Origin of the sequence: Embleya sp. NBC_00896 (assembly GCF_045207785.1) — a bacterium.
GTDB lineage: Bacteria > Actinomycetota > Actinomycetes > Streptomycetales > Streptomycetaceae > Embleya.
On record NZ_CP108776.1, the window covers coordinates 2886390 to 2912743 of the forward strand.

The 26354-nt window shown below is 70.0% G+C and carries 19 protein-coding genes; 5 read left to right on the top strand and 14 right to left on the bottom strand.

Features of this window, described 5'->3' with window-relative positions; translation table 11 throughout:
- Positions 1-9: 9 nt before the first annotated feature.
- The 11 genes from OG928_RS12900 to OG928_RS12950 all read right to left on the bottom strand — a co-directional run bounded on the left by OG928_RS12900 (position 10) and on the right by OG928_RS12950 (position 14917).
- Positions 10-444, bottom strand: coding sequence for a hypothetical protein (locus OG928_RS12900; protein WP_406283215.1), 435 nt, complete (start codon positions 442-444; stop codon positions 10-12).
- Positions 445-642: 198 nt separating this feature from the next.
- Entirely contained in the window at positions 643-1929 is a 1287-nt protein-coding gene (locus OG928_RS12905; RefSeq protein WP_406283217.1) for a thymidine phosphorylase, read from the bottom strand.
- A gap of 105 nt (positions 1930-2034) precedes the next feature.
- Positions 2035-2424: a cytidine deaminase gene (locus tag OG928_RS12910; protein WP_406283219.1), complete on the bottom strand. Its 390-nt coding sequence runs from the start codon at positions 2422-2424 to the stop codon at positions 2035-2037.
- A 5-nt stretch (positions 2425-2429) separates the two neighbouring features.
- On the bottom strand, positions 2430-3746 hold the full coding sequence (locus OG928_RS12915) for an ABC transporter permease (protein WP_406283221.1): 1317 nt from the start codon (positions 3744-3746) through the stop codon (positions 2430-2432).
- Between the two features lie 29 nt (positions 3747-3775).
- On the bottom strand, positions 3776-5122 hold the full coding sequence (locus OG928_RS12920) for an ABC transporter permease (RefSeq protein ID WP_406283223.1): 1347 nt from the start codon (positions 5120-5122) through the stop codon (positions 3776-3778).
- Entirely contained in the window at positions 5119-6771 is a 1653-nt protein-coding gene (locus tag OG928_RS12925) for an ABC transporter ATP-binding protein (RefSeq protein WP_406283225.1), read from the bottom strand. The genes OG928_RS12920 and OG928_RS12925 overlap by 4 nt, the downstream gene beginning before the upstream one ends.
- A 141-nt stretch (positions 6772-6912) precedes the next feature.
- The gene (locus tag OG928_RS12930) at positions 6913-8019 is read right to left on the bottom strand and encodes a BMP family protein (protein ID WP_406283227.1); all 1107 of its coding nucleotides are present in this window, start codon (positions 8017-8019) and stop codon (positions 6913-6915) included.
- Between the two features lie 389 nt (positions 8020-8408).
- A complete protein-coding gene (locus tag OG928_RS12935; protein WP_406283229.1) occupies positions 8409-9635 on the bottom strand; it encodes an amidohydrolase in 1227 nt (408 codons plus the stop codon).
- A 163-nt stretch (positions 9636-9798) separates the two neighbouring features.
- Positions 9799-10797: a methylmalonyl Co-A mutase-associated GTPase MeaB gene (gene meaB, locus OG928_RS12940; RefSeq protein WP_406283231.1), complete on the bottom strand. Its 999-nt coding sequence runs from the start codon at positions 10795-10797 to the stop codon at positions 9799-9801.
- Complete coding sequence (gene scpA, locus OG928_RS12945) at positions 10797-13013, bottom strand: methylmalonyl-CoA mutase (protein WP_406283233.1); 2217 nt, start codon at positions 13011-13013, stop codon at positions 10797-10799. Before scpA ends, meaB begins: the two co-directional genes overlap by 1 nt.
- Entirely contained in the window at positions 13010-14917 is a 1908-nt protein-coding gene (locus tag OG928_RS12950) for a methylmalonyl-CoA mutase subunit beta (protein ID WP_406283235.1), read from the bottom strand. The genes scpA and OG928_RS12950 overlap by 4 nt, the downstream gene beginning before the upstream one ends.
- A gap of 394 nt (positions 14918-15311) precedes the next feature.
- On the opposite strand from OG928_RS12950, the gene sdhC reads away from it, so the two are divergent.
- The 4 genes from sdhC (at position 15312) to OG928_RS12970 (ending at position 18704) form a co-directional block, all read left to right on the top strand.
- Entirely contained in the window at positions 15312-15692 is a 381-nt protein-coding gene (gene sdhC, locus OG928_RS12955; protein ID WP_406283237.1) for a succinate dehydrogenase, cytochrome b556 subunit, read from the top strand.
- 1 nt (position 15693) lies between these two features.
- Positions 15694-16140: a succinate dehydrogenase hydrophobic membrane anchor subunit gene (locus OG928_RS12960; protein WP_406283239.1), complete on the top strand. Its 447-nt coding sequence runs from the start codon at positions 15694-15696 to the stop codon at positions 16138-16140.
- A gap of 27 nt (positions 16141-16167) precedes the next feature.
- Entirely contained in the window at positions 16168-17925 is a 1758-nt protein-coding gene (sdhA, locus tag OG928_RS12965) for a succinate dehydrogenase flavoprotein subunit (protein WP_406283240.1), read from the top strand.
- 71 nt (positions 17926-17996) lie between these two features.
- Positions 17997-18704 carry a succinate dehydrogenase iron-sulfur subunit gene (locus OG928_RS12970; RefSeq protein ID WP_406290944.1) on the top strand — a complete coding sequence of 236 codons (708 nt, stop codon included), beginning with the start codon at positions 17997-17999 and terminating at the stop codon, positions 18702-18704.
- Positions 18705-18889: 185 nt separating this feature from the next.
- On the opposite strand, the gene OG928_RS12975 is transcribed toward OG928_RS12970, so the two are convergent.
- From OG928_RS12975 to mfd, 3 genes are all read right to left on the bottom strand, one after another.
- Positions 18890-19954, bottom strand: coding sequence for a MazG family protein (locus OG928_RS12975; RefSeq protein WP_406283242.1), 1065 nt, complete (start codon positions 19952-19954; stop codon positions 18890-18892).
- Positions 19955-19982: 28 nt separating this feature from the next.
- The gene (locus OG928_RS12980) at positions 19983-20717 is read right to left on the bottom strand and encodes a SurA N-terminal domain-containing protein (RefSeq protein ID WP_406283244.1); all 735 of its coding nucleotides are present in this window, start codon (positions 20715-20717) and stop codon (positions 19983-19985) included.
- Positions 20718-20924: 207 nt separating this feature from the next.
- Positions 20925-24482 (bottom strand): transcription-repair coupling factor, encoded by a 3558-nt coding sequence (gene mfd, locus OG928_RS12985; protein ID WP_406283245.1) that lies wholly within the window; start codon positions 24480-24482, stop codon positions 20925-20927.
- Between the two features lie 263 nt (positions 24483-24745).
- On the opposite strand from mfd, the gene OG928_RS12990 reads away from it, so the two are divergent.
- Positions 24746-26212, top strand: a complete 1467-nt coding sequence (locus tag OG928_RS12990; protein ID WP_406283247.1) for an aldehyde dehydrogenase family protein — start codon at positions 24746-24748, stop codon at positions 26210-26212.
- The last annotated feature ends 142 nt before the right edge of the window (positions 26213-26354 follow it).

Here is a 26354-nt window from a genome sequence, read left to right on the forward strand (position 1 = left end):
ATCGACTCCTCAGTACGGGAGATCGCTCGTATTGATTTGATTCAATCCGAAAGGCTCCAGAGCCGGAACCAAACGATGGATATACCATCCAAGGTCACAAAAGCTCGACTCCGCCGAGAGATTCTTTCGATTGATTTCAATCAGGAACGAGATGGTTCGACGCCCCGGCAGAAAGAGAAGATCTCCGCCTCTCGGGAACTCATCCAACAGCGCCGAAATTCCGATCGTCGTCGTACCCGCGTCCGCTTGAGCGAAGCGACGCAGCACCTCGGGCATCCGCTCCTGTTCAACCTTGATCCAGTCGAACAGGCCGTCCTCGTCCACCACATACGAGACCCCTCCGTCCATGGTGAACGAAACTCCGTGCCCCCGCAGACCCGAGAGCACGTCGCCGATGTCGACAGAAGACTCGAACTTGAAGTCGATATCCGCGGTCCTACCCATGCCAACCTCCTCGTGCATACCGCCCCGCTCCCAACGCCTCGGTAATGCGATCCACCGGTTCACCCCGACTTGGGATCTGCGCGGACAGTCGGCCCGCGCCATCCATTTCCGGGCGAGCGCAACGGCGTCACCGAAACGAACGCGAAAGCGGCCCTCGGCTCTCCGAGGGAGAGCCGAAGGCCGCGGGAAATATGGGGATCAGGCCGTCGGGCCGATTCGGTCGATCAGGATCGGGGTCGGTTCGAAGGCCGTTCCCGCCGGGGCGATCGTGACCGCGTCGGGCAGGATCTCGGTGGCGTAGGCGAAGCGCTCCGGGGTGTCGGTGTGCAGGGTCATCAGCGGCTGTCCGGCCGTGACCGTCTCGCCCGGCTTGGCGTGCAGTTCGATGCCCGCGCCTTCCTGGACCCGCTCCTCCTTGCGGGCCCGGCCCGCGCCCAGGCGCCACGCCGAGACGCCCACCGCGTACGCGTCCACGCGGGTCAGCACGCCGGACGAGGCCGCCTGAACCACCTGGGTCTCGCGCGCCACCGGCAGCTTCGCGTCCGGGTCGCCGCCCTGGGCCTGGATCATCCGTCGCCAGACGTCCATGGCCGAGCCGTCCCGCAGCGCGTCCGCGGGGTCGATGTCGTCCTTGCCCGCCGCCGCGAGCATCTCGCGCGCCAGCGCCAGGGTCAGCTCGACGACGTCGGCCGGGCCGCCGCCCGCGAGCACCTCGACCGACTCGCGGACCTCCAGCGCGTTGCCGGCCGTCAGGCCCAGCGGCGTGGACATGTCGGTCAGCAGCGCGACCGTCTTGACCCCGTGGTCCACGCCCAACCGGACCATCGTGCGGGCCAGTTCGCGCGCGTCGGCCAGGTCCTTCATGAACGCGCCGGAGCCGACCTTGACGTCCAGCACCAGCGCGCCGGTGCCCTCGGCGATCTTCTTGCTCATGATCGAGCTGGCGATCAGCGGAATCGCCTCGACCGTGCCGGTCACATCGCGCAGCGCGTACAACTTCTTGTCGGCCGGCGCCAGACCGTCGCCCGCCGCGCAGATGACCGCGCCCACGTCCTCGAGCACGCGCATCATCGCGTCGTTCGACAGCGCCGCCTGCCACCCCGGGATGGCTTCGAGCTTGTCGAGGGTGCCGCCGGTGTGGCCCAGGCCACGGCCCGACAACTGCGGGACCGCGACACCGCACGCGGCCACCAGCGGCGCGAGCGGCAGGGTGATCTTGTCGCCGACGCCGCCCGTCGAGTGCTTGTCGGCGGTCGGCCGGGACAGCGTCGAGAAGTCCATCCGCTCTCCGGACGCTATCATCGCGTCGGTCCAGCGGTTGATCTCGTCCGCGGTCATGCCGTTGAGCAGGATCGCCATCGCGAGGGCGGACATCTGTTCGTCCGCGACATCGCCGCGTGTGTACGCATCGACCACCCAGTCGATCTGAGCCGCCGTCAGTTCACCGCGGTCCCGCTTCGTACGGATGATCGAAATCGCGTCCATGCTGCCCGTTCTCTCTTGGCCGCCGCAGCGGCCGGTTCGACTCGAAACGAATAACGGTAGGGCCCAGACCCAGACCCAGGTCCGGAGCCAGGCCCGGACCGGGGCCTAGCGGAGGTCCTCCGGCCCGAAGGCGTCCGGCAGGACCTCCCGCAACGGCCGTACCCCGCACTTGGTTTCGAGCAACATCTCCGCGCCGCCGTGCTCCCACAGGAGCTGCCTGCAGCGCCCGCACGGCATCAGCACCGTGCCCTCGCGGTCGACGCACACGAACGCCACCAGGCGCCCGCCGCCGCTGGCGTGCAGCGCGGACACCAGGCCGCACTCCGCGCACAGGGTGAGCCCGTACGACGCGTTCTCCACGTTGCACCCGGACACCACCCGGCCGTCCTCCACGAGCGCCGCGGCGCCGACCGGGTACTTCGAGTACGGCGCGTACGCACCCCGCATCGCGACGGTGGCCGCTTCGCGCAACCCCGTCCAGTCGATCTCGGACACGCCGTTCAGCCCTTCGTATAGGGCTTGTTGGCCGCCGCCGGCGGCCGCACCTTGCCGACCAGACCGGCCACCGCGAAGATCGTCACGACGTACGGCATCATCTGCAGGAACTCGCTCGGGATCGACGTGTCCAGCGGCTGCAGCGAGGTGGCGAGCGCGCTCGTGAAGCCGAACAGCAGCGCCGCCGCGACCGCGCCCAGCGGACGCCAGCGCCCGAAGATGACCGCCGCGAGCGCGATGTAGCCCGCGCCCGAGGTCATGTCCTTCGAGAAGGTGCCGACCGTGCCGATGGTCAGGAACGCGCCGCCGATGCCGGCGATCGCACCCGCCATGATCACGTTGCGGTAGCGGGTCGCGTTGACCTTGATGCCGACCGTGTCGGCCGCCGTCGGGTGCTCGCCGACCGAGCGCGCCCGCAGGCCCCAGCGGGTGTGGAACAGGCCGAGGTGGACGACCGCGACCAGCACGTACGTCAGGTACACGATGATGTTGGCGTCGAACAGGATGGTGCCGATCACCGGGATGTCGGCCAGACCCGGGATCCGGATGTTGTCGAACCTGCCCGGGTTGTTGTACCCCTCGGGGTCCTTTTGCAGCAGCTGGGTGTACAGGAAGCCGGTGACACCGGCGACCAGCAGGTTGATCACGACACCGAGGACGACCTGCTCGACCAGGTAGCGCACCGCGAAGACCGCGAGCAGCCCGCCGATCAGCGCACCGGCGACCGCGCCGGCGAACAGGCCCGCCCACAGCGACCCGGTGATCGAGGCGGTCATGGCGGCGCCGAACGCGCCGAACAGGAACTGGCCGTCGATCGCGATGTTGACCACGCCGGAGCGCTCCCCGATGACGCCCGCGAGCGCGCCGAGCACCAGCGGCACGGCCGCGAGCAGGGTGTTCTGCAGGACGCCCGCGAAGGACATCTGCTTGCCCGCGACGGCCCACGTCAGGAAGGCGATCACGAACGCGATCAGGAACAGCGCGACGCTCAGCCGGCGGCCGAGCTTGGACCGGTCGAGCGCGATCCGCAGCCCGCCCGCGACCATGCACAGCACGGACATCGCGATCGCGACCGCGCGCGCGGGCAGCGACAGGTCGTCCACCTGCGTGGTGTCGCGGTTCGGCACGGTCATGCCGAAGACCGCGTCGATGCCGCCCTCGGTGCCGAGGCCGAACGCCCACAGCGCGTACAGGCCGACCACGACGAAGCCGAGGCCGGTGATCAGCGCCTTCTTGCGCGCCGCCATCCGCAGCACGTCGGCGGCCTCGCCGGTGGGGCTCACCGGTGCGGCGACCTCGGGAGCGATCACGGGGTCCGCCACCTGCGTGCCTCCTTCAGGGTTCCGCTCGCTCATGCCTGGACCCCCACGGTCTCCTTGGCGGTCAGGCTGCCTTCGGCACCCTTGCGTGCGCCGCGCAGCCGGAAGATCGACCGCACCAGCGGCGGTGCCGCGACCAACAGCACGATCACGGCCTGGATGACGATGACGATGTCGACGGACACGTTCGCGGACGCCTGCATGACCGAACCGCCCGCGCGCAGCGCGCCGAACAGCAGCGCGGCGAGCACGGTGCCCAGCGGCTTGGTGCGACCGAGCAGGGCCACGGTGATCGCGTCGAAGCCGATCCCGGCGTCGATGCTCGGGGTCAGCGTGTGCGCCGGGTTGGTCGAGCTCATCACCTGGGACACACCGGCGAGGCCGGCCATCGCACCGGCGATGACCATCGCCAGGATCTGCGCGCGGGCCACGCTCATGCCCGCCGTACGGGCCGCTTCCGGGTTGGAGCCCACCGCGCGCAGCTCGAAGCCGAGCGTCGAGCGGTTGAGCAGCCACCAGTAGATACCGGCCGCGATCAGCGCCAGGATTATGCCGAAGTGGATCCGCAGGTCGTCACCGAACAGGTTCGGCAGCACCGCGTTCTCGTTCGCGTCCTTGCCGATCGGCTGCGACTGGCCGCCGCGCCTGAACACGTCGGTGGTCAGCAGCCAACCGAGCATGAGCACGGCGATGTGGTTGAGCATGATCGTGACGATCACCTCGTGCGCGCCGTAGCGGGCCTTGAGGACACCGGCCAGACCCGCGTACAGGGCACCGCCGACGATACCGGCCAGGATCACCAGCACCAGGTGGATCACCGGGGGCAGGTCCATCACGAAGCCGACCCACGAGGCGAATACCGCGCCCACGATGATCTGGCCCTGTGCGCCGATGTTGAACAGGCCGGTCCGGAACGCGATCGAGACCGCGAGTCCGCCGAAGATCAGCGGCGTGGCCTGCGTGATCGTCTCGGAGAGCGGCCGGAAGATGTCCTGGACCGTGCTGTCCGGGTCCGAGAACGTGTCCGGGTTGACGATCGCGCCCTTGAACATCGCCACGTACGCGTCGGAGACCAGGGTCCACGCACTGGAGAGGGCCTCGCCCGGGGCGGCGAAGAAGTACTTGAACTCGTCGAGCACGTCCTGGTCCGCGAGGACCATCAGGACCCCGCCGACGACGAGCGCCAGCAGGATCGCCAGGAAGGTCACCACGGCCGAGTTGCCGGTGATGATCGCGTCCAGCATCGCCCGGCCGAGCGAGCGCTTGTCCGGGGCCGTGGCGGTCGCGCCGCCCCGCTCGGGCTCCGTCGCCTTCGCCTTGGTGGGTTCCGGCTTGGGCTCGGTCGGCTCGCCGGGCGTGTTCTTGTTGTCCTCGGTCACGCTTTGTCCTCCTCCCCCGGGGTTGCGTCGTTCTCCACTGCGTCGTTCTCCACTGCGTCGACCGCTTCCGCGTCGGTCACGTCCGCGCTGCCCGCGCCGTCCGCGGCGGCGGCTTCGGCTGCCGCGGCAGCTTCGGCGGCGTGCTGCGTGCTCGGGAGCACGCCGGCCATCAGCAGACCGAGGTCGCCGCGCGAGGTGGTCGGCGGCACGATGTCGACGATCCGGCCGCGGTACATCACCGCGATCCGGTCGGCCAGCGCGACCACCTCGTCCAGTTCGGTGGACACGATGATCACCGGCGTGCCGCCGTCGCGCTCGGACACGATCCGCTTGTGGATGAACTCCATCGCACCGACGTCGACGCCGCGGGTGGGCTGCGACGCGATGAACAGCCGCAGCGGGCGCGACAGTTCGCGCGCGACCACGACCTTCTGCTGGTTGCCGCCGGACAGCGTGCCGGCCGGCGAGTCGATGGTCTGGGTGCGGATGTCGAACTCCTCGACACGGTGCCGCGCGTTGTCGCGCACCGCGGCCGGGTTGATCGATCCGCGCCTGCCGTACGGCGCCTGCGTCACCAGGTCCAGGACCAGGTTCTCGGCGACGGTGAAGTCGCCCACGATGCCGTCGTGCTGCCGGTCCTCGGGCACGAAGCCGACACCGGCGTTGAGGATCTGCCGCGGGCTGCGGCCGGCGAGGTCGTTCCCGTCCAGGCTGATCGAGCCGGCGGCCGGGGTGCGCAGACCGAGTATGGCCTGGGTCAGCTCGCTCTGGCCGTTGCCGTCGACGCCCGCGATGCCGAGGATCTCGCCCTCGCGCAGGCGCAGGTCGACCCGGTCCACCACGGCCTGACCGTTCTCGTCGAGCACGGTGAGGTCGTTGACCTCGAACCGCACCGCGCCGGGCTCGGCCGCGGCCTTGTCGACGACCAGCTTGACCGGCCGGCCGACCATCAGCGACGCGAGGTCCTTCTCGGACGAGGCCGGGTCGGCGGTCCCGACGACCTTGCCGCGCCGGATGACGGTGATCCGGTCGGCGACCGCCTTGACCTCTTTGAGCTTGTGCGTGATGAACACGATCGAGTGCCCGGACGCGCGCAGCGCGCGCATCACCCGGAACAGCTCCTCGGTCTCCTGCGGCGTCAGCACGGCGGTCGGCTCGTCGAGGATCAGCACCTTGGCGTTCCGCACAAGCGCCTTGAGGATCTCCACGCGCTGCTGGAGACCGACCGGAAGGTCCTCGACCAGCATGTCGGGATCCACCTTGAGGCCGTACTCGTCGACGAGGTCGAGCACCCGCTTGCGGGCCCGGCGGCGGTCGAGCCAGCCGAGCGCCTGGGTCTCCTCGTGGCCGAGCATGACGTTCTCGGCGACGGTGAACACCGGGACCAGCATGAAGTGCTGGTGGACCATGCCGATGCCCGCGTCGATCGCGTCGCCGGCGGTGCGGAAGGTGCGGGGGGTGCCGTCGACGACGATCTCGCCCTCGGTGGGCTCGTAGAGCCCGTAGAGCACGTTCATCAGGGTCGACTTTCCGGCACCGTTCTCACCGAGAAGGCAGTGGATCTCCCCCGGCTCGATGGTCAGGTCGATGTGGTCGTTGGCGACCAGCGACCCGAACCGTTTCGTGATTCCGCGCAGTTCGAGCTTCAACGCGGAGACCTCCTCGGCTACGCCCCCCGGCGAGGGGCCACTACGGGTTCGACCCGGGTCCCCCGTTCGGGGCCCGGGTCAGGGACAGACCTGGGGGCACGGGCGCCGCGGAAGGGTTCTTCCGCGGCGCCCGGTCGCCGACTACTTCGGCTGGTTCTTCGAGGCGATCTTGATCTTGCCGCTGATGATGTCCGCCTTGACCGTGTCCAGCTCGGCCTTCAGGTCCGCGGGGACCTTCGACTCGAAGTCGTGGAACGGCGCCAGGCCCACACCGTTGTTGGCGAGGGTGCCGATGGTCGCCTTGGTGGTGAACTGGTTGCCCGAGGCGGCCTTGACCGCGTTGAACACCTGGCCCTTGATGTCCTTGGTGACCGTCGACAGGAAGACCGACTTGTACTGCGGGGCGCTCTCGTAGCCGTCCGTGTCGACCCAGATGATGCTGGCCTTGCCGTTGCTGTTCTTGGCGACCGAGGCCGCACCGAGACCGGTCTGACCCGCGACCGGCATGATCACGTCGGCGCCCTGGGCGATGAAGTCGTTGGCGGTCCGCTCACCTTCGGCCGGCGAGTCGAACTTGCCCGTGAGCGAACCGTCGCCCTTGGCCTCGTCCCAGCCGATGACCTGGACGTTCTTGCCCTTGGTCTGGTTGTAGTACTTGACGCCCTCGACGTAGCCGTCCATGAAGACGGTGACCGGCGGGATCGCCTTTGCGCCGAAGGTGGCGACCTTGCCGGTCTTCGAGTAGCCCGCGGCGAGGTAGCCGCCGAGGAAGCCGGCCTCGGCCGTGTTGAACTGCAGACCCTGGACGTTCGGCTCGATGCTGGTCGAGTCGACGATCGCGAACTTCTGGTCCTTGTGCGTCGTGGAGGCCGCCTTGGTCGCGTCGGCCATCAGGCCGCCGACCGCGATGATCAGGCCGCACTTGTCGTTGACAAGGCTGTTCAGGTTCGGAACGTAGTCGTTCTCGGTCTTCGAGGTGATGTACTTCACGTCGACGCCGAGCTCCTTCTTGGCCTGCTCGAGGCCCGCCCACGAGGAGGCGTTGAAGGAACGGTCGTCGATGCCGCCGGTGTCCGTCACCATGCAGGCCTTGAAGTCGATCTTGGCGGCGGTGGTGCCGCCCGAGGCGCTCGCGCCCGAATCCGACTTCTTGTCGTCGTCCTTGGGCTTGCTACCGCACGCGGCGGTGGCAGTAAGGGCGAGAGTGACGCCGACCGCAGCTGCGGTCACCTTGGATACCCGGCGCACGGGTGTCTCCTTCCGATGAGCGCCCCTTCGGGCGCTGCTCCCAGATGCAGACTCTGACGCGCTTGGTTCCCTGGTAAACGCGCGTAGACCTGCTAGCCGTCGGAGAGCATACCTAGTAAAAGAATATGAGCGACAAGAACCGTGAATCGCCACCGCAACACGCCCCGTTAGACCGGCCGTGTGGCCGGTGCCGAAAGGGGTCGGCGCGGAACCGGGCAGTCCGCGACGTGAAAAGACCCGGTGCCGAACGACATCGAACGGCACCGGGTCGGAACATTACAGACTCCCGAACGCGGGAGGAACGGGGACGGGATACGCGGTGGTTAACAGTTCCGCATACGTCCGGGTCCGGGCGTCGGCACGGGCGACGCCCACCGAACGGTTGGCCATCAGCGGAACGGCCGCAGCGCGAGCCCCGCGAACAGCCGGACACCGATCCCGATCGCGCGCTCGTCGACGTCGAACTGCCCCTGGTGCAGGTCGTATACGGGCTCGCCGGGGGTGCGCACGCCCAGCCGGGTGAGCTGCCCGGGGACCTGGTCGAGGAACCACGAGAAGTCCTCGCCGCCGAGGCTCTGCTCGGTGCTCTCGACCGCGCTCGCGCCCAGCACACCGGTCGCGATCGTGCGCATCGCGGCGACCGCGTCGGGCTCGTTGACCACCGGCGGGACGCCGCGGTGGTGCTCCAGCTCCCACTTCGCGCCGTAGGTCGAGGCGATCGCGTCGACCAGCTCGTGCATCACGTCGGGGGCCTGCCGCCACGCCGCCAGGTCCAGGCAGCGCAGCGTGCCCTCCAGCTCGCCGTACTGCGGGATCACGTTCGGCGCGGAGCCGGACTGGATCCGGCCCCACACCAGGCTCGCGCCCGAACGCGGGTCGATCCGGCGGGAGAAGGCGGAGGGCAGCTCGGAGGCGATCTTGGCGAGCGCGGTCACCAGGTCGGTGCTGAGGTGTGGGCGGGCGGTGTGGCCGCCGGGGCCCGTGAGGCTGATCACCACCCGGTCGCACGCCGAGGTGATCGCGCCGGCCCGCAGGCCGACCCGGCCGACCTCGACCTTGGGGTCGCAGTGGATCGCGTGGATCTCGGCCACGCCGTCCAGGCCGCCCGCCTTGATCACGTCCAGCGCGCCGCCCGGGAGCTTCTCCTCGGCCGGCTGGAAGATCAGCCGGACCGGACGCCGGAGCAGGCCCTCGCGCGAGAGCTCGGCGAGCACGAGAGCGGTGCCCAGGATGATCGACGTGTGCACGTCGTGACCGCAGGCGTGCGCGCGTCCGGGCACGGTCGAACGGTAGTCCACGTCCTTGACGTCGTCGACCGGCAGCGCGTCGATGTCGCCGCGGAAGGCGATCAGCGCGTCGGTGGTCCGTCCGCCGGGCGAGGCCCGGTCGGGTCTGATGTCGCAGACGAGGCCGGTGCCGGGCAGGAGCCGCGGCTTCAGGCCGGCCCGTACCAGCCGTTCTCGGATGAGCCCGGTCGTACGGAACTCCTCCCGGCCCAGCTCTGGGTGCATGTGCAGGTCGCGCCGAAAAGCGACGAGCTCGTCGGCGAAAGCCGCGGCCTTGGCGGCGGCCTGGGCGGGGAGGGAATCGCTCACCCACGCAAGAGTACGTTGCATCCGACTTCGCGACGTGGTAGAGGGCGAAATACCCCCGTTCGGGTGAGAAATAATGCTCCCGCCAGCGCATGCGCTACGGCCGGTAGGGGTATGCCACTGTGCTCGTTCGGACACTTGCCGACTTCTGCCCCCTGCGGGGCGAATCATTCGAGCGCCCGATTAATCAGGACTCCCCTTGCCGCCCATGGAACGCGTCCAGGATGCGAGACGCGGCGAGCGTCGCGGTGAGATGACCCTCGCGCACGTCGCGCTCGAGGTCGGGCACGATAGCCCGAACCGCCGGGTGCCCGCGCAGCTCCGCGAGCAGCGAGTCGTGCACCGTCGCCCACGTCCAGTCGACCTGCTGACGACGCCGCAGCTCGGCCAACTCGCCGGTGGCCTCCAGCGTCTGTCGGTGCTTGAGGATCGTGCCCCAGACCTCGTCGAGACCGGCCCCGGACAACCCCGAGCAGGTCAGCACGGGCGTGATCCACGACTCGCCGGCCCGCCGCATCAACCGCAGCGCGCCGGCGAGTTCGCGAGCCGCCCGCTTCGCGGCGAGTTCGTAGTCGCCGTCCGCCTTGTTGACCGCGACCACGTCGGCCATCTCCAGGACGCCCTTCTTGATGCCCTGGAGCTGGTCACCGGTGCGCGCGAGGGTCAGGAACAGGAAGCAGTCGACCATGTTCGCCACGGTCGTCTCGGACTGGCCCACGCCGACCGTCTCCACCAGCACCACGTCGTATCCCGCCGCCTCCATCAGCACGATCGACTCGCGCGTGGCCCGCGCGACGCCGCCGAGCGTGCCGGCGGTGGGCGAGGGGCGGACGAACGCGTGGTCGTCCACGGCGAGCCGACCCATCCGGGTCTTGTCGCCGAGGATGCTGCCGCCGTGCCGCGAGGAGGACGGGTCGACCGCGAGCACCGCGACCCTGTGACCCGCGCCCGTCAGGCGGGTGCCGAGGGTCTCGATGAAGGTGGACTTGCCGACGCCGGGCACGCCGGTGATGCCCACGCGGTGGGCACCTCCGGCGTGCGGCAGCAGCTTGACCAACAGCTCCTGCGCCTGGTCCCGATGGTCGGCCCGGGTGGACTCGACCAGGGTGACCGCGCGGGCCAGGATCGTCCGATTGCCCGCGAGCACGCCTTCGGCGTACGCGCCGACGTCGATCACGCGTGCCATCAGTCGACCGGCAGCTCGTGGTCCAGCTGCTTGTACAGGCTCTTGAGCAGGTCCACCGCGGCGTCCGCGATCACCGTGCCGGGCGGGAAGACCGCCCTGGCCCCCATGTCGAGCAGCGGCTGCACGTCGGCGGGCGGGATCACCCCGCCGACCACGACCATGATCTCGCCGGCCTCGAGCGCCGCCAGCTCCTCGCGCAGCGCCGGCACGAGCGTCATGTGCCCGGCCGCGAGCGAGGACACCCCGACCACGTGCACGTCCGCCTCGACGGCCTGCCGGGCCACCTCGCCCGGGGTCTGGAACAGCGCGCCCACGTCCACGTCGAAGCCGAGGTCGGCGAAGGCCGTGGCGATCACCTTCTGGCCGCGGTCGTGGCCGTCCTGGCCCATCTTGGCGACCAGGATGCGCGGGCGACGGCCTTCGAGCTCCTCGAACCGGGCGACCAGCGAGCGGGCCGTCTCGACGTTCGGGGACATCCCCACCTCTTCGCGGTACACGCCGGTCAGCGTACGGATCTGCGCCTGGTGGCGCCCGTAGGCCGACTCCAGGGCGTCCGAGATCTCGCCGACCGTGGCCTTCGCGCGCGCGGCGTCCACCGCGAGCGCGAGCAGGTTGTGTTCGAGGTCACGCGGGCGGGTGCCCTCGACGTCGGCCTGCGCGGCACCGGACAGCGCCGCGAGCGCGCGGCGGACCGCGTCGTCGTCGCGCTCCTCGCGCAGCCGGCGCAGCTTGTCCAGCTGACCCTCGCGGACCGCCTTGTTGTCGATCTTGAGCACGTCGATCGCCTGGTCGCTGGCGACGAGGTACTTGTTGACGCCGATCACCGACTGCCGGCCCGAGTCGATCCGGGCCTGGGTGCGCGCCGCCGCCTCCTCGATCCGCAGCTTCGGCAGGCCCTCCGCGATCGCCGACGCCATGCCGCCGGCCTTCTCCGCCTCGGCGATGTGCTCCCGCGCGCGGATCGCCAGGTCGTGGGTGAGCCGCTCGACGTACGCCGAGCCGCCCCACGGGTCGATCACGTCGCATGTGCCCGACTCCTGCTGGAGCAGCAGCTGGGTGTTGCGCGCGATCCGGGCCGAGAAGTCGGTCGGCAGCGCGAGCGCCTCGTCCAGCGCGTTGGTGTGCAGCGACTGGGTGTGGCCCTGGGTCGAGGCCATCGCCTCCACGCACGTGCGCACGACGTTGTTGAACACGTCCTGCGCGGTCAGCGACCAACCCGAGGTCTGCGAGTGCGTGCGCAGCGAGAACGACTTGGGGTTCTTCGCGCCGAACGACTTCACGATGTCGGCCCACAGCAGGCGCGCCGCCCGCAGCTTGGCGACCTCCATGAAGAAGTTCATCCCGATCGCCCAGAAGAACGACAGGCGCGGCGCGAACGCGTCGATGTCCAGGCCCGCCTCGACCCCGGCGCGCAGATACTCGATGCCGTCCGCGAGCGTGTACGCCAGCTCCAGGTCGGCCGTGGCTCCGGCCTCCTGGATGTGGTAGCCCGAGATGGAGATCGAGTTGAACTTCGGCATCTTCTGCGAGGTGTACGCGAAGATGTCGGAGATGATCGACATCGAGGGCTTCGGCGGATAGATGTAGGTGTTGCGGACCATGAACTCCTTGAGGACGTCGTTCTGGATCGTCCCCGTCAGGTGCTCCGGTGCCACCCCCTGCTCCTCCGCCGCGACGATGTAGAGCGCGAGCACGGGCAGCACCGCGCCGTTCATCGTCATCGAGACCGACATCTTGTCCAGCGGGATGCCGTCGAACAGCTGGCGCATGTCGTAGATCGAGTCGATCGCCACGCCCGCCATGCCCACGTCGCCGGACACGCGCGGGTGGTCCGAGTCGTAGCCGCGGTGCGTGGCCAGGTCGAACGCGATCGACAGGCCCTTCTGCCCGGCCGCCAGGTTGCGGCGGTAGAACGCGTTCGACTCCTCGGCCGTGGAGAAGCCCGCGTACTGGCGGATCGTCCACGGCTGGTTGACGTACATCGTCGGGTACGGACCGCGCAGGAACGGCGTGATGCCCGGGTAGGTGCCCAGGAAGTCGAGCCCTTCGAGGTCCTCTTCGGTGTACAGCGCCTTGAGCGGGATGCCCTCGGGGGTGTCGTGGGTCAGCGCGTCGGCGTCCTTGCCGGTCTCCTCGCGCACGGCGTCGCGCCACGCGTCGAGGTCGCCGGACACCGGCGCGTCGAGCTCGACCTGGGTGAAGTCGGGGATGCTCATGCCGCCCCCTCCGGGGTCGTCGACAACGTCTCGTACGTGGTGTGCAGAACCGCGAGTGCGTCGCACCCGGTGTACACGTACCCGTCCACGTCGGCTCCGTGCGCCTTTTGGCCCGCGAGCAGGACGCGGCGGGCGCCGGCTGCCTTCAGGGCCGCGGCGACGGGCGCGGCGAGGGTCGCGTACAGCTTCTCCGAGGAGGTGAGCACCGCGGTCGCGGGGCTGCCCGCGGCCGTCCAGCGCTCGACGATCTCGCCGATCGCGGCCTCGTCCACCGCGGTGATTCCCGCTTCCACCGCGGCGATGCCACCCGCCGCGAACAGGTTCGTCGCGAAGCCGGCGCGCGCGGTGTACTGCGCGAGCGGGCCGAGCGTGGCGAGGAACACCGCGGGGCGGGCGCCGGAGGCGGCGAGCATCGCGTCCGAGCGGTCGCGCAGCGTCTCGTACGCCTCGGCGTAGCGCACCCGCGGCAGCCCGGCCGCGGAGACCGGGACGTCGGGCGCGGCTTCGCGCACGACGGGCACCTCGGTCAGGTTCGGGAACTCGCTGACCCCGGTGATCGGGTCGGTCCGGTCCGCGATGTCCTTGTCCCGCTTCGCGCGGACCTCGGCCAGTCGCTCGGCGAGCCAGCCCGAGTCGAGCACCGCGACGATCCCGCCGCGCCGCTCGATCTCCTGGAAGAACGCCCAGCCGGTACGGGCGAGGTCGTCGGTGAGCCGCTCGACGAACCACGAGCCGCCGGCCGGGTCGATCACCTGCGCGAGGTGCGACTCCTCCAGCAGCAGCGCCTGCGTGTTGCGGGCTATCCGGCGGGAGAACGGGTCGGGCAGGCCGATCGCCGCGTCGAACGAGCGCACGGTCACCGCGTCGGCACCGCCGACGCCGGCCGCGAAGGCCGCGACCGTGGTGCGCAGCATGTTGACCCACGGGTCGCGCCGCGTGGTCATCGCCCACGAGGTCAGCGCGTGCTGGCGCTGCGCGCCGGCGGGCCCGGAGGCGCCGGACGCCTGTGCGACGCGGGCCCACAGGCGGCGGGCTGCGCGCAGCTTCGCGATGGTGGGGAACTGCTCGGCGGTCGCCGCGAAGCGGAACTCGACGAGCCCGAGGGCGGTGTCGATGTCCAGGCCCGCGGCCGTCAGCGCGCGCAGGTAGGCGACGCCGGCCGCGGTGGCCGCACCGAGTTCCTGGCCCTCCGAGCCGCCCGCCTCGTGGTACGGCTGCCCGTCCACGGCGATCGCCTGGAGCGCGGGGAACTCCGCGCGCGCCCGCACCGCGAGCTCGGCCGCGGCGGCGAGGTCCGCCCCCGCCCCGGTCCGCGCGTGCAGGGAGATCGGGTCGGCGCCGAGGTTGCCGCGCAGCTCCCCCGGGGCGACGTCGCTCGCGCGCAGGACCGCGAGCAGCGCGTCGGCGGCGGGAACGAAGTCGGCCCCGGTGGCCAGCGCCACGGGAGCGAGGTCGAGCAGCACGCCGTCGAGCACGCGGGCGAGGTCGGCCGGTGCGAGCGCGCCGTCACCCACCTGAAGGAAAACGGAGCCGACCCCGTTCTCCAGGTCCGCGAGCACGCTCTCGTTGGCCCGGGCCGGGTCGGGGTCGGCGTGCAACTGGCGCACGTCCCAGCCCTCGGCCGTGCTGCCGGCCGCCCGCGCGCCCCGGACGAACGGGCTCAGCCCGGGTACGCCCGGTCGAGAGGCCGCCTCCGTGTACAGCGGTGACAGCTTGATGCCGTCATAGGTAGTGGTCGCGAGCAGGTCCTCGGGGTGCTCGGGCGCGTCGTTCTCGCCCAGCACCTTCGATTTGCGGAGCACGCCGGCCACGAGGCGCTGCCATTGTTCCCGCGTGGGCTGCGGGAATTGGCTCGCGAAGGTGGACCCGGTAGACGTGCCGCCATCGACAGTAGCCTCCGTCATGGGTCGCATCGTATGGACCGACGGGGCCATTGAATACGCGTACTTGATGTGATGTCAGTCTTACCGCCCCGACACGCCTCTGACCTGGGGTCCAGCGCTTGCCTTGTTCTTTCGTCCGCAAGCGTGGCGCTTTCACCCGTACGAGTGCTGACGGGGTGTCAGCAAATTGTGACCCGGGACGACCCCGTCACTCGGATGGTTCCACTCTGTCGTGCGGAATGGATCACATCGCGCGCCCTGCCACAAGACGGCCCCCGAACGGTGGCTACCATGGCCGGGGCCGGGCGACCGATACCCGGCCGGGCCGACCGACAACCAGAGGGTCCGACACGGAATGCGGACACCCTCCCAGCCGGCCGCGTCCCCCTTGTACCGCACCCGGAGGGTAGTTTCCGTGCCGGCTGGAACGCTCTACCGCGGCCGGGAAGGCATGTGGTCATGGGTGGCTCATCGAGTCACCGGCGTCCTCATCTTCTTCTTCCTGTTCGCGCACGTCCTGGATACCGCACTCGTTCGGGTATCGCCCGAGGCGTACGACCAGACGATCGAGATCTACAAGAACCCGTTCGTCAACCTGATGGAGTACGGGCTGGTCGCGGCCATCCTGTTCCACGCGCTCAATGGTCTGCGGATCATCGCCGTGGACTTCTGGGAGAAGGGCCCGCGCTACCAGAAGCAGATGCTGTGGACGGTCGTCGGCGTTTGGGTCGTGCTCATGGCCGGGAGTGCCTATCCGATCCTCGAGCACTCGATCAAGTCCATCTTCGGGAGCTGACGTGTCTGCAACCATTGAGAACGCCCCGAAGATCAGCGGCGGCGGTCCGTCGATCGAAGCCCCGCGCAGCAAGCGTTCGCCGCGTTCCACGACGACCAACTTCGAGCTGTACGGCTGGCTGTTCATGCGGCTGTCCGGCATCCTCCTGGTCGTTCTGGTCCTGGGCCACCTGCTCATTCAGCTCGTACTCGACGGCGGTGTCAGCCGGATCGGCTTCGCGTTCGTCGCGGGCCGCTGGTCCTCGCCGTTCTGGCAGTCGTGGGACCTGATCATGCTGTGGCTCGCCGAGCTGCACGGTGTCAACGGTCTGCGCACGATCATCAACGACTACGCGGAGCGGGACCAGACCCGGTTCTGGCTCAAGGCGCTGCTCTACACGTCCGCGCTGATCGTGCTTTTCCTGGGGACCTTGGTGATCTTCACCTTCGACCCGAACATCGGCAGCTGACCAGTACCCGAGGACTGAACGAGCATCATGCAGACCCACAAGTACGACACCGTCATCGTCGGCGCGGGCGGCGCCGGCATGCGCGCGGCCCTGGAGTCGAGCAAGCGCAGCCGTACCGCCGTACTGACCAAGCTGTACCCCACGCGCTCCCACACCGGCGCCGCGCAGGGTGGCATGTGCGCCGCCCTCGCGAACGTCGAGGAGGACAACTGGGAGTGGCACACGTTCGACACGGTCAAGGGTGGTGACTACCTCACCGACCAGGACGCCGCGGAGATCATGTGCAAGGAGGCGATCGACGCCGTCCTGGACCTGGAGAAGATGGGTCTCCCCTTCTCCCGGACCCCCGAGGGCCGGATCGACCAGCGCCGCTTCGGCGGCCACACCCGCGACCACGGCAAGGCCGCCGTGCGCCGGTCCTGCTACGCGGCGGACCGCACCGGCCACATGATCCTGCAGACGCTGTTCCAGAACTGCGTCAAGCAGAACGTCGAGTTCTACAACGAGTTCTACGTCCTGGACCTGCTCCTGGCCGAGGACGAGGCGGGCAACAAGACCACGTCGGGCGTCGTCGCGTACGAGCTGGCCACCGGCGAGATCCACGTCTTCCAGGCCAAGTCGGTCATCTTCGCGACCGGCGGCTTCGGCAAGGTCTTCAAGACCACCTCGAACGCGCACACCCTGACCGGCGACGGCATGGGCATCGCGTGGCGCCGGGGACTGCCGCTGGAGGACATGGAGTTCTACCAGTTCCACCCGACCGGCCTCGCGGGCCTGGGCATCCTGCTCACCGAGGGCGCCCGCGGCGAGGGCGGCATCCTGCGCAACGCCGACGGCGAGCGCTTCATGGAGCGCTACGCGCCGACCATCAAGGACCTCGCGCCGCGCGACATCGTCGCCCGCTCGATGGTCCTGGAGGTGCTCGAAGGCCGCGGCGCGGGTCCGAACAAGGACTACGTCTACCTCGACCTGACCCACCTGCCGGCGGAGCAGATCGAGGAGAAGCTCCCCGACATCACCGAGTTCGCGCGCACGTACCTGGGCGTCGAGCCGACCACCGAGCTGGTCCCGGTCTACCCGACCGCGCACTACGCGATGGGCGGCATCCCGACCAACGTGAACGCCGAGGTGCTCTCGGACAACACCACGGTCGTGCCGGGCCTGTACGCGGCCGGCGAGGTCGCCTGTGTATCGGTGCACGGCTCGAACCGGCTGGGCACCAACTCGCTGCTCGACATCAACGTGTTCGGCCGGCGCGCCGGCATCGCCGCCGCCGAATACGCGACGTCGCACGAGTACGTCGAGCTGCCCGAGGCCCCCGAGACCACGGTCGTCGAGCTGATCGAGCGGCTGCGCGACAGCGCGGGCACCGAGCGGGTCGGCGCGATCCGGGCCGAGATGCAGGAGACGATGGACGCCAACGCCGGCGTCTACCGCACCGAGGAGACGCTGAAGCAGGCGCTCGCCGACATCAAGGGCCTGCAGAAGCGCTACCTGGACGTCTCGATCCAGGACAAGGGCAAGCGGTACAACACCGACCTGCTCGAAGCGATCGAGCTGGGCTTCCTGCTCGACCTCGCCGAGGTCCTGGTCGTCGGCGCGCAGAACCGCAAGGAGTCCCGTGGCGGCCACGCCCGCGAGGACTACCAGGCGCGCGACGACGAGAACTTCATGAAACACACGATGGCGTTCCGCGAGGTCGACGCGAAGGGCGAGCACTCGATCCGCCTCGGCTACAAGCCGGTCGTCGTCACCCGCTACCAGCCGATGGAGCGTAAGTACTGATGACTGCCGTAGTGGAAGAGTCCGCGCCCGGCAAGGGGCACGGGGCCACGGCCGCCGAGCGTGACCACACGATGATCACCATCACGCTGCGGATCCGCCGGTTCAACGGGGAGACCGACGCCGAGCCGTACTGGCAGGACTTCAAGGTCGAGGCCGACCCGACCGAGCGCATCCTGACCGCGATGATGAAGATCAAGGCCGAGCAGGACGGGTCGCTGACCTTCCGCCGCTCGTGCGCGCACGGCATCTGCGGCTCGGACGCGATGCGGATCAACGGCCGCAACCGGCTGGCGTGCAAGACCCTGGTCAAGGACTTGGACATGTCCAAGCCGATCACGGTCGAGGCGATCAAGGGCCTCAAGCTGGAGAAGGACCTCGTCGTCGACATGGACCCGTTCATGCAGGCGTACAAGGACGTGATGCCGTTCCTGATCACGTCGGGGAACGAGCCGACGCGCGAGAGACTGCAAAGCCCTGAGGACAGGGAGAGGTTCGACGACACCACCAAGTGCATCCTGTGCGCGGCGTGCACCACGTCGTGCCCGGTGTTCTGGAGCGACGGGCAGTACTTCGGCCCGGCCGCGATCGTCAACGCGCACCGGTTCATCTTCGACTCGCGGGACGAGGGCGCCGAGGAGCGCCTGGAGATCCTCAACGAGAAGGAGGGCGTGTGGCGCTGCCGCACGACCTTCAACTGCACCGAGGCGTGCCCGCGTGGCATCGAGGTGACCAAGGCGATCCAGGAAGTGAAGCGTGCGCTGATCTTCCGCCGGGTGTAACCACCTGGCAACGAGTGGGCCCGGAAGCAAACGATTCCGGGCCCACTCATATCCCCGCGATCGCGGGGCCTACGCCAGGTTCGCCTTCCGCGTCCGGGGCAGGAACGGACCATCCCCGCATGTGCGGGGCCAACGCCTTGAGCTTTGCCGATCAATGCCTCGACCGCAGCGGAAAGTACCTTCGTTCACTCGTTCGGACCTTCGGTGATCCGCACGCGGTCACCCTGACGCAGCGCCGCCGCGCGCAACGCCGTCTCCGCGTCCACGCCCTGACGGCTCGCCAGATCGGTGATCGCCAGCAGAAGGTCGCCGATCGCGTCCGGACCGGTGTAGTCGTCCGGGTCGAGGCTCACAGGCAGCGCGGGTACCGGAACAACCAAGCCCGCGCGGTGCGTGCGCGACAGTGTCTTCGCCGCCAGCGCCAGCGCGGGCTGACTCATCGCGATGCCGTCCAGGGCTGATTCACGGCCGCTCTTCTCCGCCGCCTTCAGCGCGTCCCAGTTGGCCTCGACCGCCTCCGGCGTGTCCGCCTCGACGTCCGCGAACACGTGCGGGTGGCGGCTGATCAGCTTCTCCACGATGCCGCCGGCCACGTCGTCGATCGTGAACGGGTCCGCCTCGTCCTCCTGCGCGACGCGCGCGTGGAAGAACACCTGCATCAGCACGTCGCCGAGTTCCTCGCGCATGTGGTCGCGGTCGCCCGAGTCGATCGCGTCGACCAGCTCGTAGGTCTCCTCGACCAGGTAGCGCGCGAGCGACTCGTGGGTCTGCTTCGCGTCCCACGGGCAGCCGCCCGGCGAGCGCAGCCGGTCCATCACCGCGACCAGGTCGAGCAGTCGTGCGCCCGGCAGGTCCCACGCGCCCGGCAGCAGCTCGATCTCCGGGATCGGCTCGCCGTCCTCGCCGCCGGCCGCGACCTGGGCCAGGGCCGGGCCCAGGCCCGGGTCGTCGTCGGTCGCGGCGAGCCAGACCACCAGCCCGGTCCGGGCCCGGTCCAGGAGCCGGCGGGCGATCACGCGCGGGCCCTCGGCGAGGTCGACGGGCTCCACCTCGACGCCGGCCTCACGCAGGTAGGGCAGCTGCGGGTGGTCGGCGTCCGCCGTCAGGACGCACCCGGTCGGCGTGCCGGCGGCCTCGCGCAGCGTCTGCCACGCGGGCCAGCTCAGCAGACCGGGTGCGACCCGGTGGGTCCCGGCGAGCAGGACGAGTCGGGCAAGCGGCGGCACGGAAGCAGCAGGCGAGTCACTCACGCGATCAGCCTACGGTCCGCTCCGGCGGTCAGGCTCCGCTGTCCGCCGAGCCGCCGGGGATCTCGGTGGTCGAGCCCGCGGGGGCCTTGCCGGCCGGGGTGGTACCGGGAGCGAGCCACGAGTACTCACTCGCCACCGTCGTCAGCTTCGCCGCGTCCCACGTGCCGTAGCGCGGGTTCACCGTGATCTTCATCCAACCCGCGACCTCGCCGAGGTAGCGGTTGAGCTTCTCCCGGGCCCCGGGCGCGGAGATGTCGATCCCGCGTGCCTTCGCGATCTCGGGCTTGAGCGCCTCGGTGCGGACGAAGTCGTCGATCTCGCCGGGCAGCACGCCGGTCTGGAGCAGCCGCGCCTCCAGCTCGGCGGGGTTGTCGAACTGCTGCTCCAGCGTGCGCCGGGCCTGGAGCACCTGGGTCGCGTTGATCGTGATGTTGTTCCGCCGGGCCGCCTCGTCGACCACCCGACGCTGGATCATCTGCACCAACTCGGCCTGGTTCGCCTCCAGTTGGGCGGCCGTACCGGCCAGGGCGAGGTCCCGATCGGTGAACGCCTGCTCCAGCTTGTCGACCTTGGCGTTCAGGGTCGAGATCTCGATGCGGTCCCCGGCGACCATGGCGGCGGCCCCGGCCCTGGACTCCGAGCACCCCGAGAGGGCGAATCCGGCCACCAGGACCAGACCCACCGCGGCCACCCGGGCGCGGGCCGCGGGTCGCCGCCGGCGGAACGCGGAATCGACAGGGACGGAACGCGACGTGCGACTCACACGAACTCCCGGGGCTCGATGGCGCTGTACGGCGGTGCGGGTGCCGGCCACGGCAAGCGTGCCACCCGTGACCAACGATCAAAGATAAGGGCGGGCACGCCCGAAGTCCGCAGATTCGGCGAGAAGATCCGGACCGGCTGCCGCCCATCCTCACCCACACCTCCTCGGAACACCATGGTCGAGCCGGCGGCCGAGGTGCCCGCGCCGCTACTTCTTCGCCGCCGCGATCGGCTCCAGCAGGATCGCGTCCACCAGATCCCGCGCCCAGGCCAGCAGCGCGACGTCGCGCAGCGGCTGCCCGCCGATCCGCGCGGTCATCGGCTTGGGCACCAGGATCTGGTGCGTCGCGGTCTTGACCAGCGTCTTCGGGTACAGCCGCTGGAGCCGCAGCTGCTGCGACTCGCGCAGGTCCACCGGCCCGAAGCGGACGAAGTTGCCCTGGAGCGTGACGTCGGTGACGCCCGCGGTGCGCACGTGCGCGCGGAACCGGGCCACCTCCAGCAGGTTCTCCACCGGTTGCGGCAACGGACCGTAGCGGTCCACGAGTTCGTCCCGCACCGCGGCGATGTCGTCCTCGGAGGTGATCGCGGCGATCCGCTTGTACGCCTCCAGGCGCAGCCGCTCGCCGGGCACGTAGTCGTGCGGGACGTGCGCGTCGATCGGCAGCTCGACCCGGATCTCGGCGACCTCCTCCGCGCCCTCGCCGCCGGCCGCGAGTTCCTTGTACTGGTTGACCGCCTCGCCGACCATCCGCACGTACAGGTCGAACCCGACGCCCGCGATGTGCCCGGACTGCTCGCCGCCGAGCAGGTTGCCCGCGCCGCGGATCTCCAGGTCCTTCATCGCGACGAACATGCCCGCACCCATCTCGGTGTGCTGGGCGATCGTCGCGAGCCGCTCGTGCGCGGTCTCGGTCAGCGGCTTCTCCGGGGGGTACAGGAAGTACGAGTACGCGCGTTCGCGGCCACGCCCGACCCGGCCGCGCAGCTGGTGCAGCTGGGACAGGCCGAAGTTGTCGGCCCGCTCGACGATCAGCGTGTTGGCGTTGGAGATGTCGATGCCCGACTCGACGATCGTCGTGCAGACCAGGACGTCGAACTCCTTCTCCCAGAAGTCCACCACCACCTGCTCCAGCGCGTTCTCGTGCATCTGGCCGTGCGCGATCGCGACCCGGGCCTCGGGCACCAGCTCGCGGATCCTCGCGGCCGCCCGGTCGATCGACTCGACCCGGTTGTGGATGTAGAAGACCTGTCCCTCGCGCAGCAGCTCGCGGCGGATGGCGGCGCCGATCTGCTTCTCCTCGTACGGACCCACGAAGGTCAGCACGGGGTGCCGCTCCTCGGGCGGGGTGGTGATGGTGGACATCTCGCGGATGCCGGTGACCGCCATCTCCAGGGTGCGCGGGATCGGCGTCGCGGACATGGTGAGCACGTCGACGTTGGCGCGCAGCTTCTTCAGCTGCTCCTTGTGCTCGACGCCGAAGCGCTGTTCCTCGTCGACGATGACCAGGCCCAGGTCCTTGAACGTGGTGTCCGCCGAGAACAGCCGGTGGGTGCCGATCACGAGGTCGATCGAGCCCTCGCGCATGCCCTCCAGGACCGCCTTGGCCTCGGTCTCGGTCTGGAAGCGCGACAGCGACTTCACCACGATCGGGAACTGCGCGTAGCGCTCGGAGAAGGTCGAGAAGTGTTGCTGGACGAGCAGCGTGGTGGGCACCAGGACGGCGACCTGCTTGCCGTCCTGGACCGCCTTGAACGCCGCGCGCACGGCGATCTCGGTCTTGCCGTAGCCGACGTCGCCACAGATCAGCCGGTCCATCGGGATCGGCTTCTCCATGTCGCCCTTGACCTCCTCGATCGAGGACAGCTGGTCGGGCGTCTCGATGTACGGGAAGGCGTCCTCCAGCTCGCGCTGCCACGGGGTGTCCGGGCCGAACGCGTGTCCCGGGGCGGCCATCCGCGCGGAGTAGAGCTTGATCAGGTCGCCGGCGATCTCCTTGATCGCCTTCTTCGCCTTGGCCTTGGTCTTGGCCCAGTCGGCGCCGCCGAGGCGGTGCAGCGACGGGCTCTCGCCGCCGACGTACTTGGTGACCTGCTCCAACTGGTCGGTGGGCACGAACAGGCGGTCGCCCGGTTGGCCGCGCTTGGCCGGCGCGTACTCCAGCACGAGGTACTCGCGCTGCGCGCCCTGCACGGTGCGCTGGACCATCTCGACGTAGCGGCCGACGCCGTGCGACTCGTGCACGACGAAGTCACCGGGCTTGAGCTGGAGCGGGTCGACCATGTTGCGCCGCCGGCTGGGCAGCCGGCGCATGTCCTTGGTCGAGGTGCGCTGACCGGAGACGTCCTGTTCGGTGAGCACGAGCGTGCGCAGCGACTCGGAGCTGAAGCCGTGCCCGATGCAGCCGGTGGTCACGTGCACGAGACCGGTCTCGGGTGCGGTGGGCAGGTCGTCGTCCAGGCGCGCGGCCACCCCTTCGCCGGACAGCGTCTCGACGAAGCGGGCCGCCGGGCCGTGCCCCTCGGTGACCAGGACGACGCGCCAGTCGTCGGCGACCCGGCCCTTGATCTCGGCCAGCACCCGCTGGGCGTCGCCGCGGTATGCCTCGACCTCGACCGCGCCGATCTCCGTGCCGTCGTTGTCGGCGTCGGCGCTGAACGGGCTGAGCGACCACCACGGCACGCCGATCTCGCGGGCGTGCTCACGCACGTCGGCCAGGCTGCGCAGCGACGCCGCGCCGAGGTCGATCGGGCTCTCCCCGCCGCCGGCCGCGGCGGCCCACGACGCGTCCAGGAATTCCCGGCTGGTCGCGACCAGATCACCCGATCGGGTGCGTACCCGCTCGGGGTCGCAGACCAGGACGTGGCTGCCTGCCGGCAGCACGTCGAGCAGCAGCTCCATGTCGTCCACCAGCGCGGGCGCGAGCGACTCCATGCCCTCGACCGCGATGCCCTCGGCGATCTTGCCGAGCATCTCGACCAGCCCCGGGTGCTCCACGAGCAGCTCACGGGCCCGCTCGCGGACCTGGTCGGTCAGCAGCAGCTCGCGGCAGGGCGGCGCCCACAGGCCGTGCTCGGCGGTCTCCAGTGAGCGCTGGTCGGCGACCTTGAACCAGCGGATCTCCTCGACCCGGTCGCCCCAGAACTCGACCCGGAGCGGGTGCTCCTCGGTGGGCGGGAAAACGTCGAGGATGCCGCCGCGGACGGCGAACTCGCCGCGCTTCTCGACCAGGTCCACCCGTGAGTAGGCGGCCGCGGCGAGCTGCTCCACGACGGTGTCGAGCTCGATCTCCTGCCCGGCCACCAAGGCGACGGGTTCGAGCTCGCCCAGGCCCTTGACCTGCGGCTGGAGCACGCTGCGGACCGGCGCGACGACGACCTTCAGGCGCCCGGTCCCGGAGTCGGCGAGGCCGCCCGAGGTCGGGTGCGCGAGCCGGCGCAGCACCGCGAGCCGACGCCCGACGGTGTCCGAGCGCGGCGAGAGCCGCTCGTGCGGCAGCGTCTCCCACGAGGGGTACTCCACGACGGAGTCCTCGGGCAGCAGCGAGCCGAGCGCGGCGACGAGGTCCTCGCACTCGCGGGTGGTGGCGGTGACCGCGAGTACGGGCCGATCCGCGCGGGCCGCGATCGCGGCCACCACGAACGGTCGCAGTGCCGGTGGACCGACGAGGTCGAGGGCGGTGCCGCGGCCCTCGGACGCGGCCCGCACCGCCTCGGCGACGGCGGGGTCCTGGACGACGATGTCAAGCAGACCGGTCAGGCTCATGGGCCGGTTGGATCCTCCGCAACGCGAATGGCCCCGACCTTGGAAAAGGACCGGGGTTGCCGTCCAACCCTACGCCTCAACCGGTCGGTGGCGCCCGCCCGGAGAACGTGTGACTGTGACCAGTACCGCCTACCCGTACCTCTTGGCAATGCGCCTTTTAGGGGGTCCAATGGGCCCCGGACAGGAATCTGACGGGTCGTCGGATTTCCGGCGGGCCGTCGGAAGTCCGGGCAGCGGCTGGACCAGGGGAGACGACGGACACGATGAGCAGCGCGCAGCAGAAGCTCTACATCGGCGGCGAGTGGGTCGAGCCGGAGCGCGGTCACTACGAAGTGATCAACCCGGCGACCGAGGAGGTCGTGGGCCTGGCGCCCGAGGCGTCGGTGGAGCAGGCGAACGCGGCGACCGCGGCTGCCGCCGAGGCGTTCGGGACCTGGTCGCGCACCACCCCGCAGGAGCGCGCGGGGATCCTGGACCGCGCCGCGGACCTGTTCCTGAAGATGGGCGGCGAGGTCGTCCCGCTGGCATCCGCGGAGACCGGCGCGACGCTCGCGGTCGCGGGGATGATGCAGCTGGGCACCACGTACTCGCGGTTCAAGCGCTACGCCAAGGGCGCCCTGGAGCCGACCGAGTTCGCGATCAACCCGCAGGCCACCCCGGAGACCGCGCTCAGCAAGGCGGGCATCTTCGGCGCCCTGGAGATCCGGCAGCCGGTCGGCGTGGTCACCTGCATCACGTCGTACAACAACCCGCTCGCGAACACCGCGGGCAAGGTGGCGCCCGCGCTCGCGATGGGCAACACCGTCGTGGTCAAGCCCGCGCCGCAGGACCCGCTGGCCGTGTACAAGATGGCCGAGGCGCTCGAGGAGGCCGGCCTGCCGCGCGGCGTGCTGAACATCATCACCGGTTCGGGTGTGGACGTCTCCGAGGCCACCGTCGACTCGCCGCACGTGGACATGGTCAGCTTCACCGGCTCGACGCTGATCGGTTCGCGGATCGCGCAGGTCGCGGGCAAGACCTTCAAGCGTCAGCTGATGGAGCTCGGTGGCAAGGGCGCGTGCATCGTGCTCGACGACGCCGACCTGGACGCGGCCGTGCACGGGATCGGCACCGTGTGGAGCTTCTACGCGGGCCAGATCTGCACCGCGCCGACCCGGGTGATCGCCCAGCGCGGCATCTACGACCAGCTGGTCGAGCGGCTCGCGGCGTACGCGGGCGGCCTCAAGATCGGCAGCCCGCTCGACCCCGCGACCCAGGTCACGCCGGTCATCTCGGCCGTGCAGCGCGGCCGGGTCGAGGCGCTGATCGCCAAGGGCCGCGAGGAGGGCGCCCGCCTGGTGGTCGGCGGCGAGCGGCCGGACTTCGAGAAGGGCTTCTACGTCGCCCCGACGCTGTTCGCGGACGCGACGAACGAGATGACGATCGCGCGCGAGGAGTTCTTCGGCCCGGTCGTGACGGTCATCCCGTTCGACGGTGACGAGGAGGAGGCGATCCGGATCGCCAACGACTCGGACTACGGCCTGATCTCGTACGTGTTCGCGGGCGACACCACGCGCGCGTACGGCATCGCGCGCCGGCTGCGGTCGGGTGGCGTGAGCGTGAACACGGTGGGCCGCAACATGGAGGCCCCGTTCGGCGGCTTCAAGCAGTCCGGCATCGGCCGCGACTGCGGTTCGCACGCGCTGGCCGCGTACAGCGAGATCCAGAGCATCGTCTGGCCCAGCGCCTGACGCTCCCCCACACGGCGGACGGCCCCGGGATCCTTCCCCGGGGCCGTCCGCATGTCCGCGTCCGGACAACGCCGTTCGCGGGGCCTGTTCGCGGGGCCGGTTCGCGGGGCCTGTTCACAGGTCCCGTGAACGGGCCGTGCTC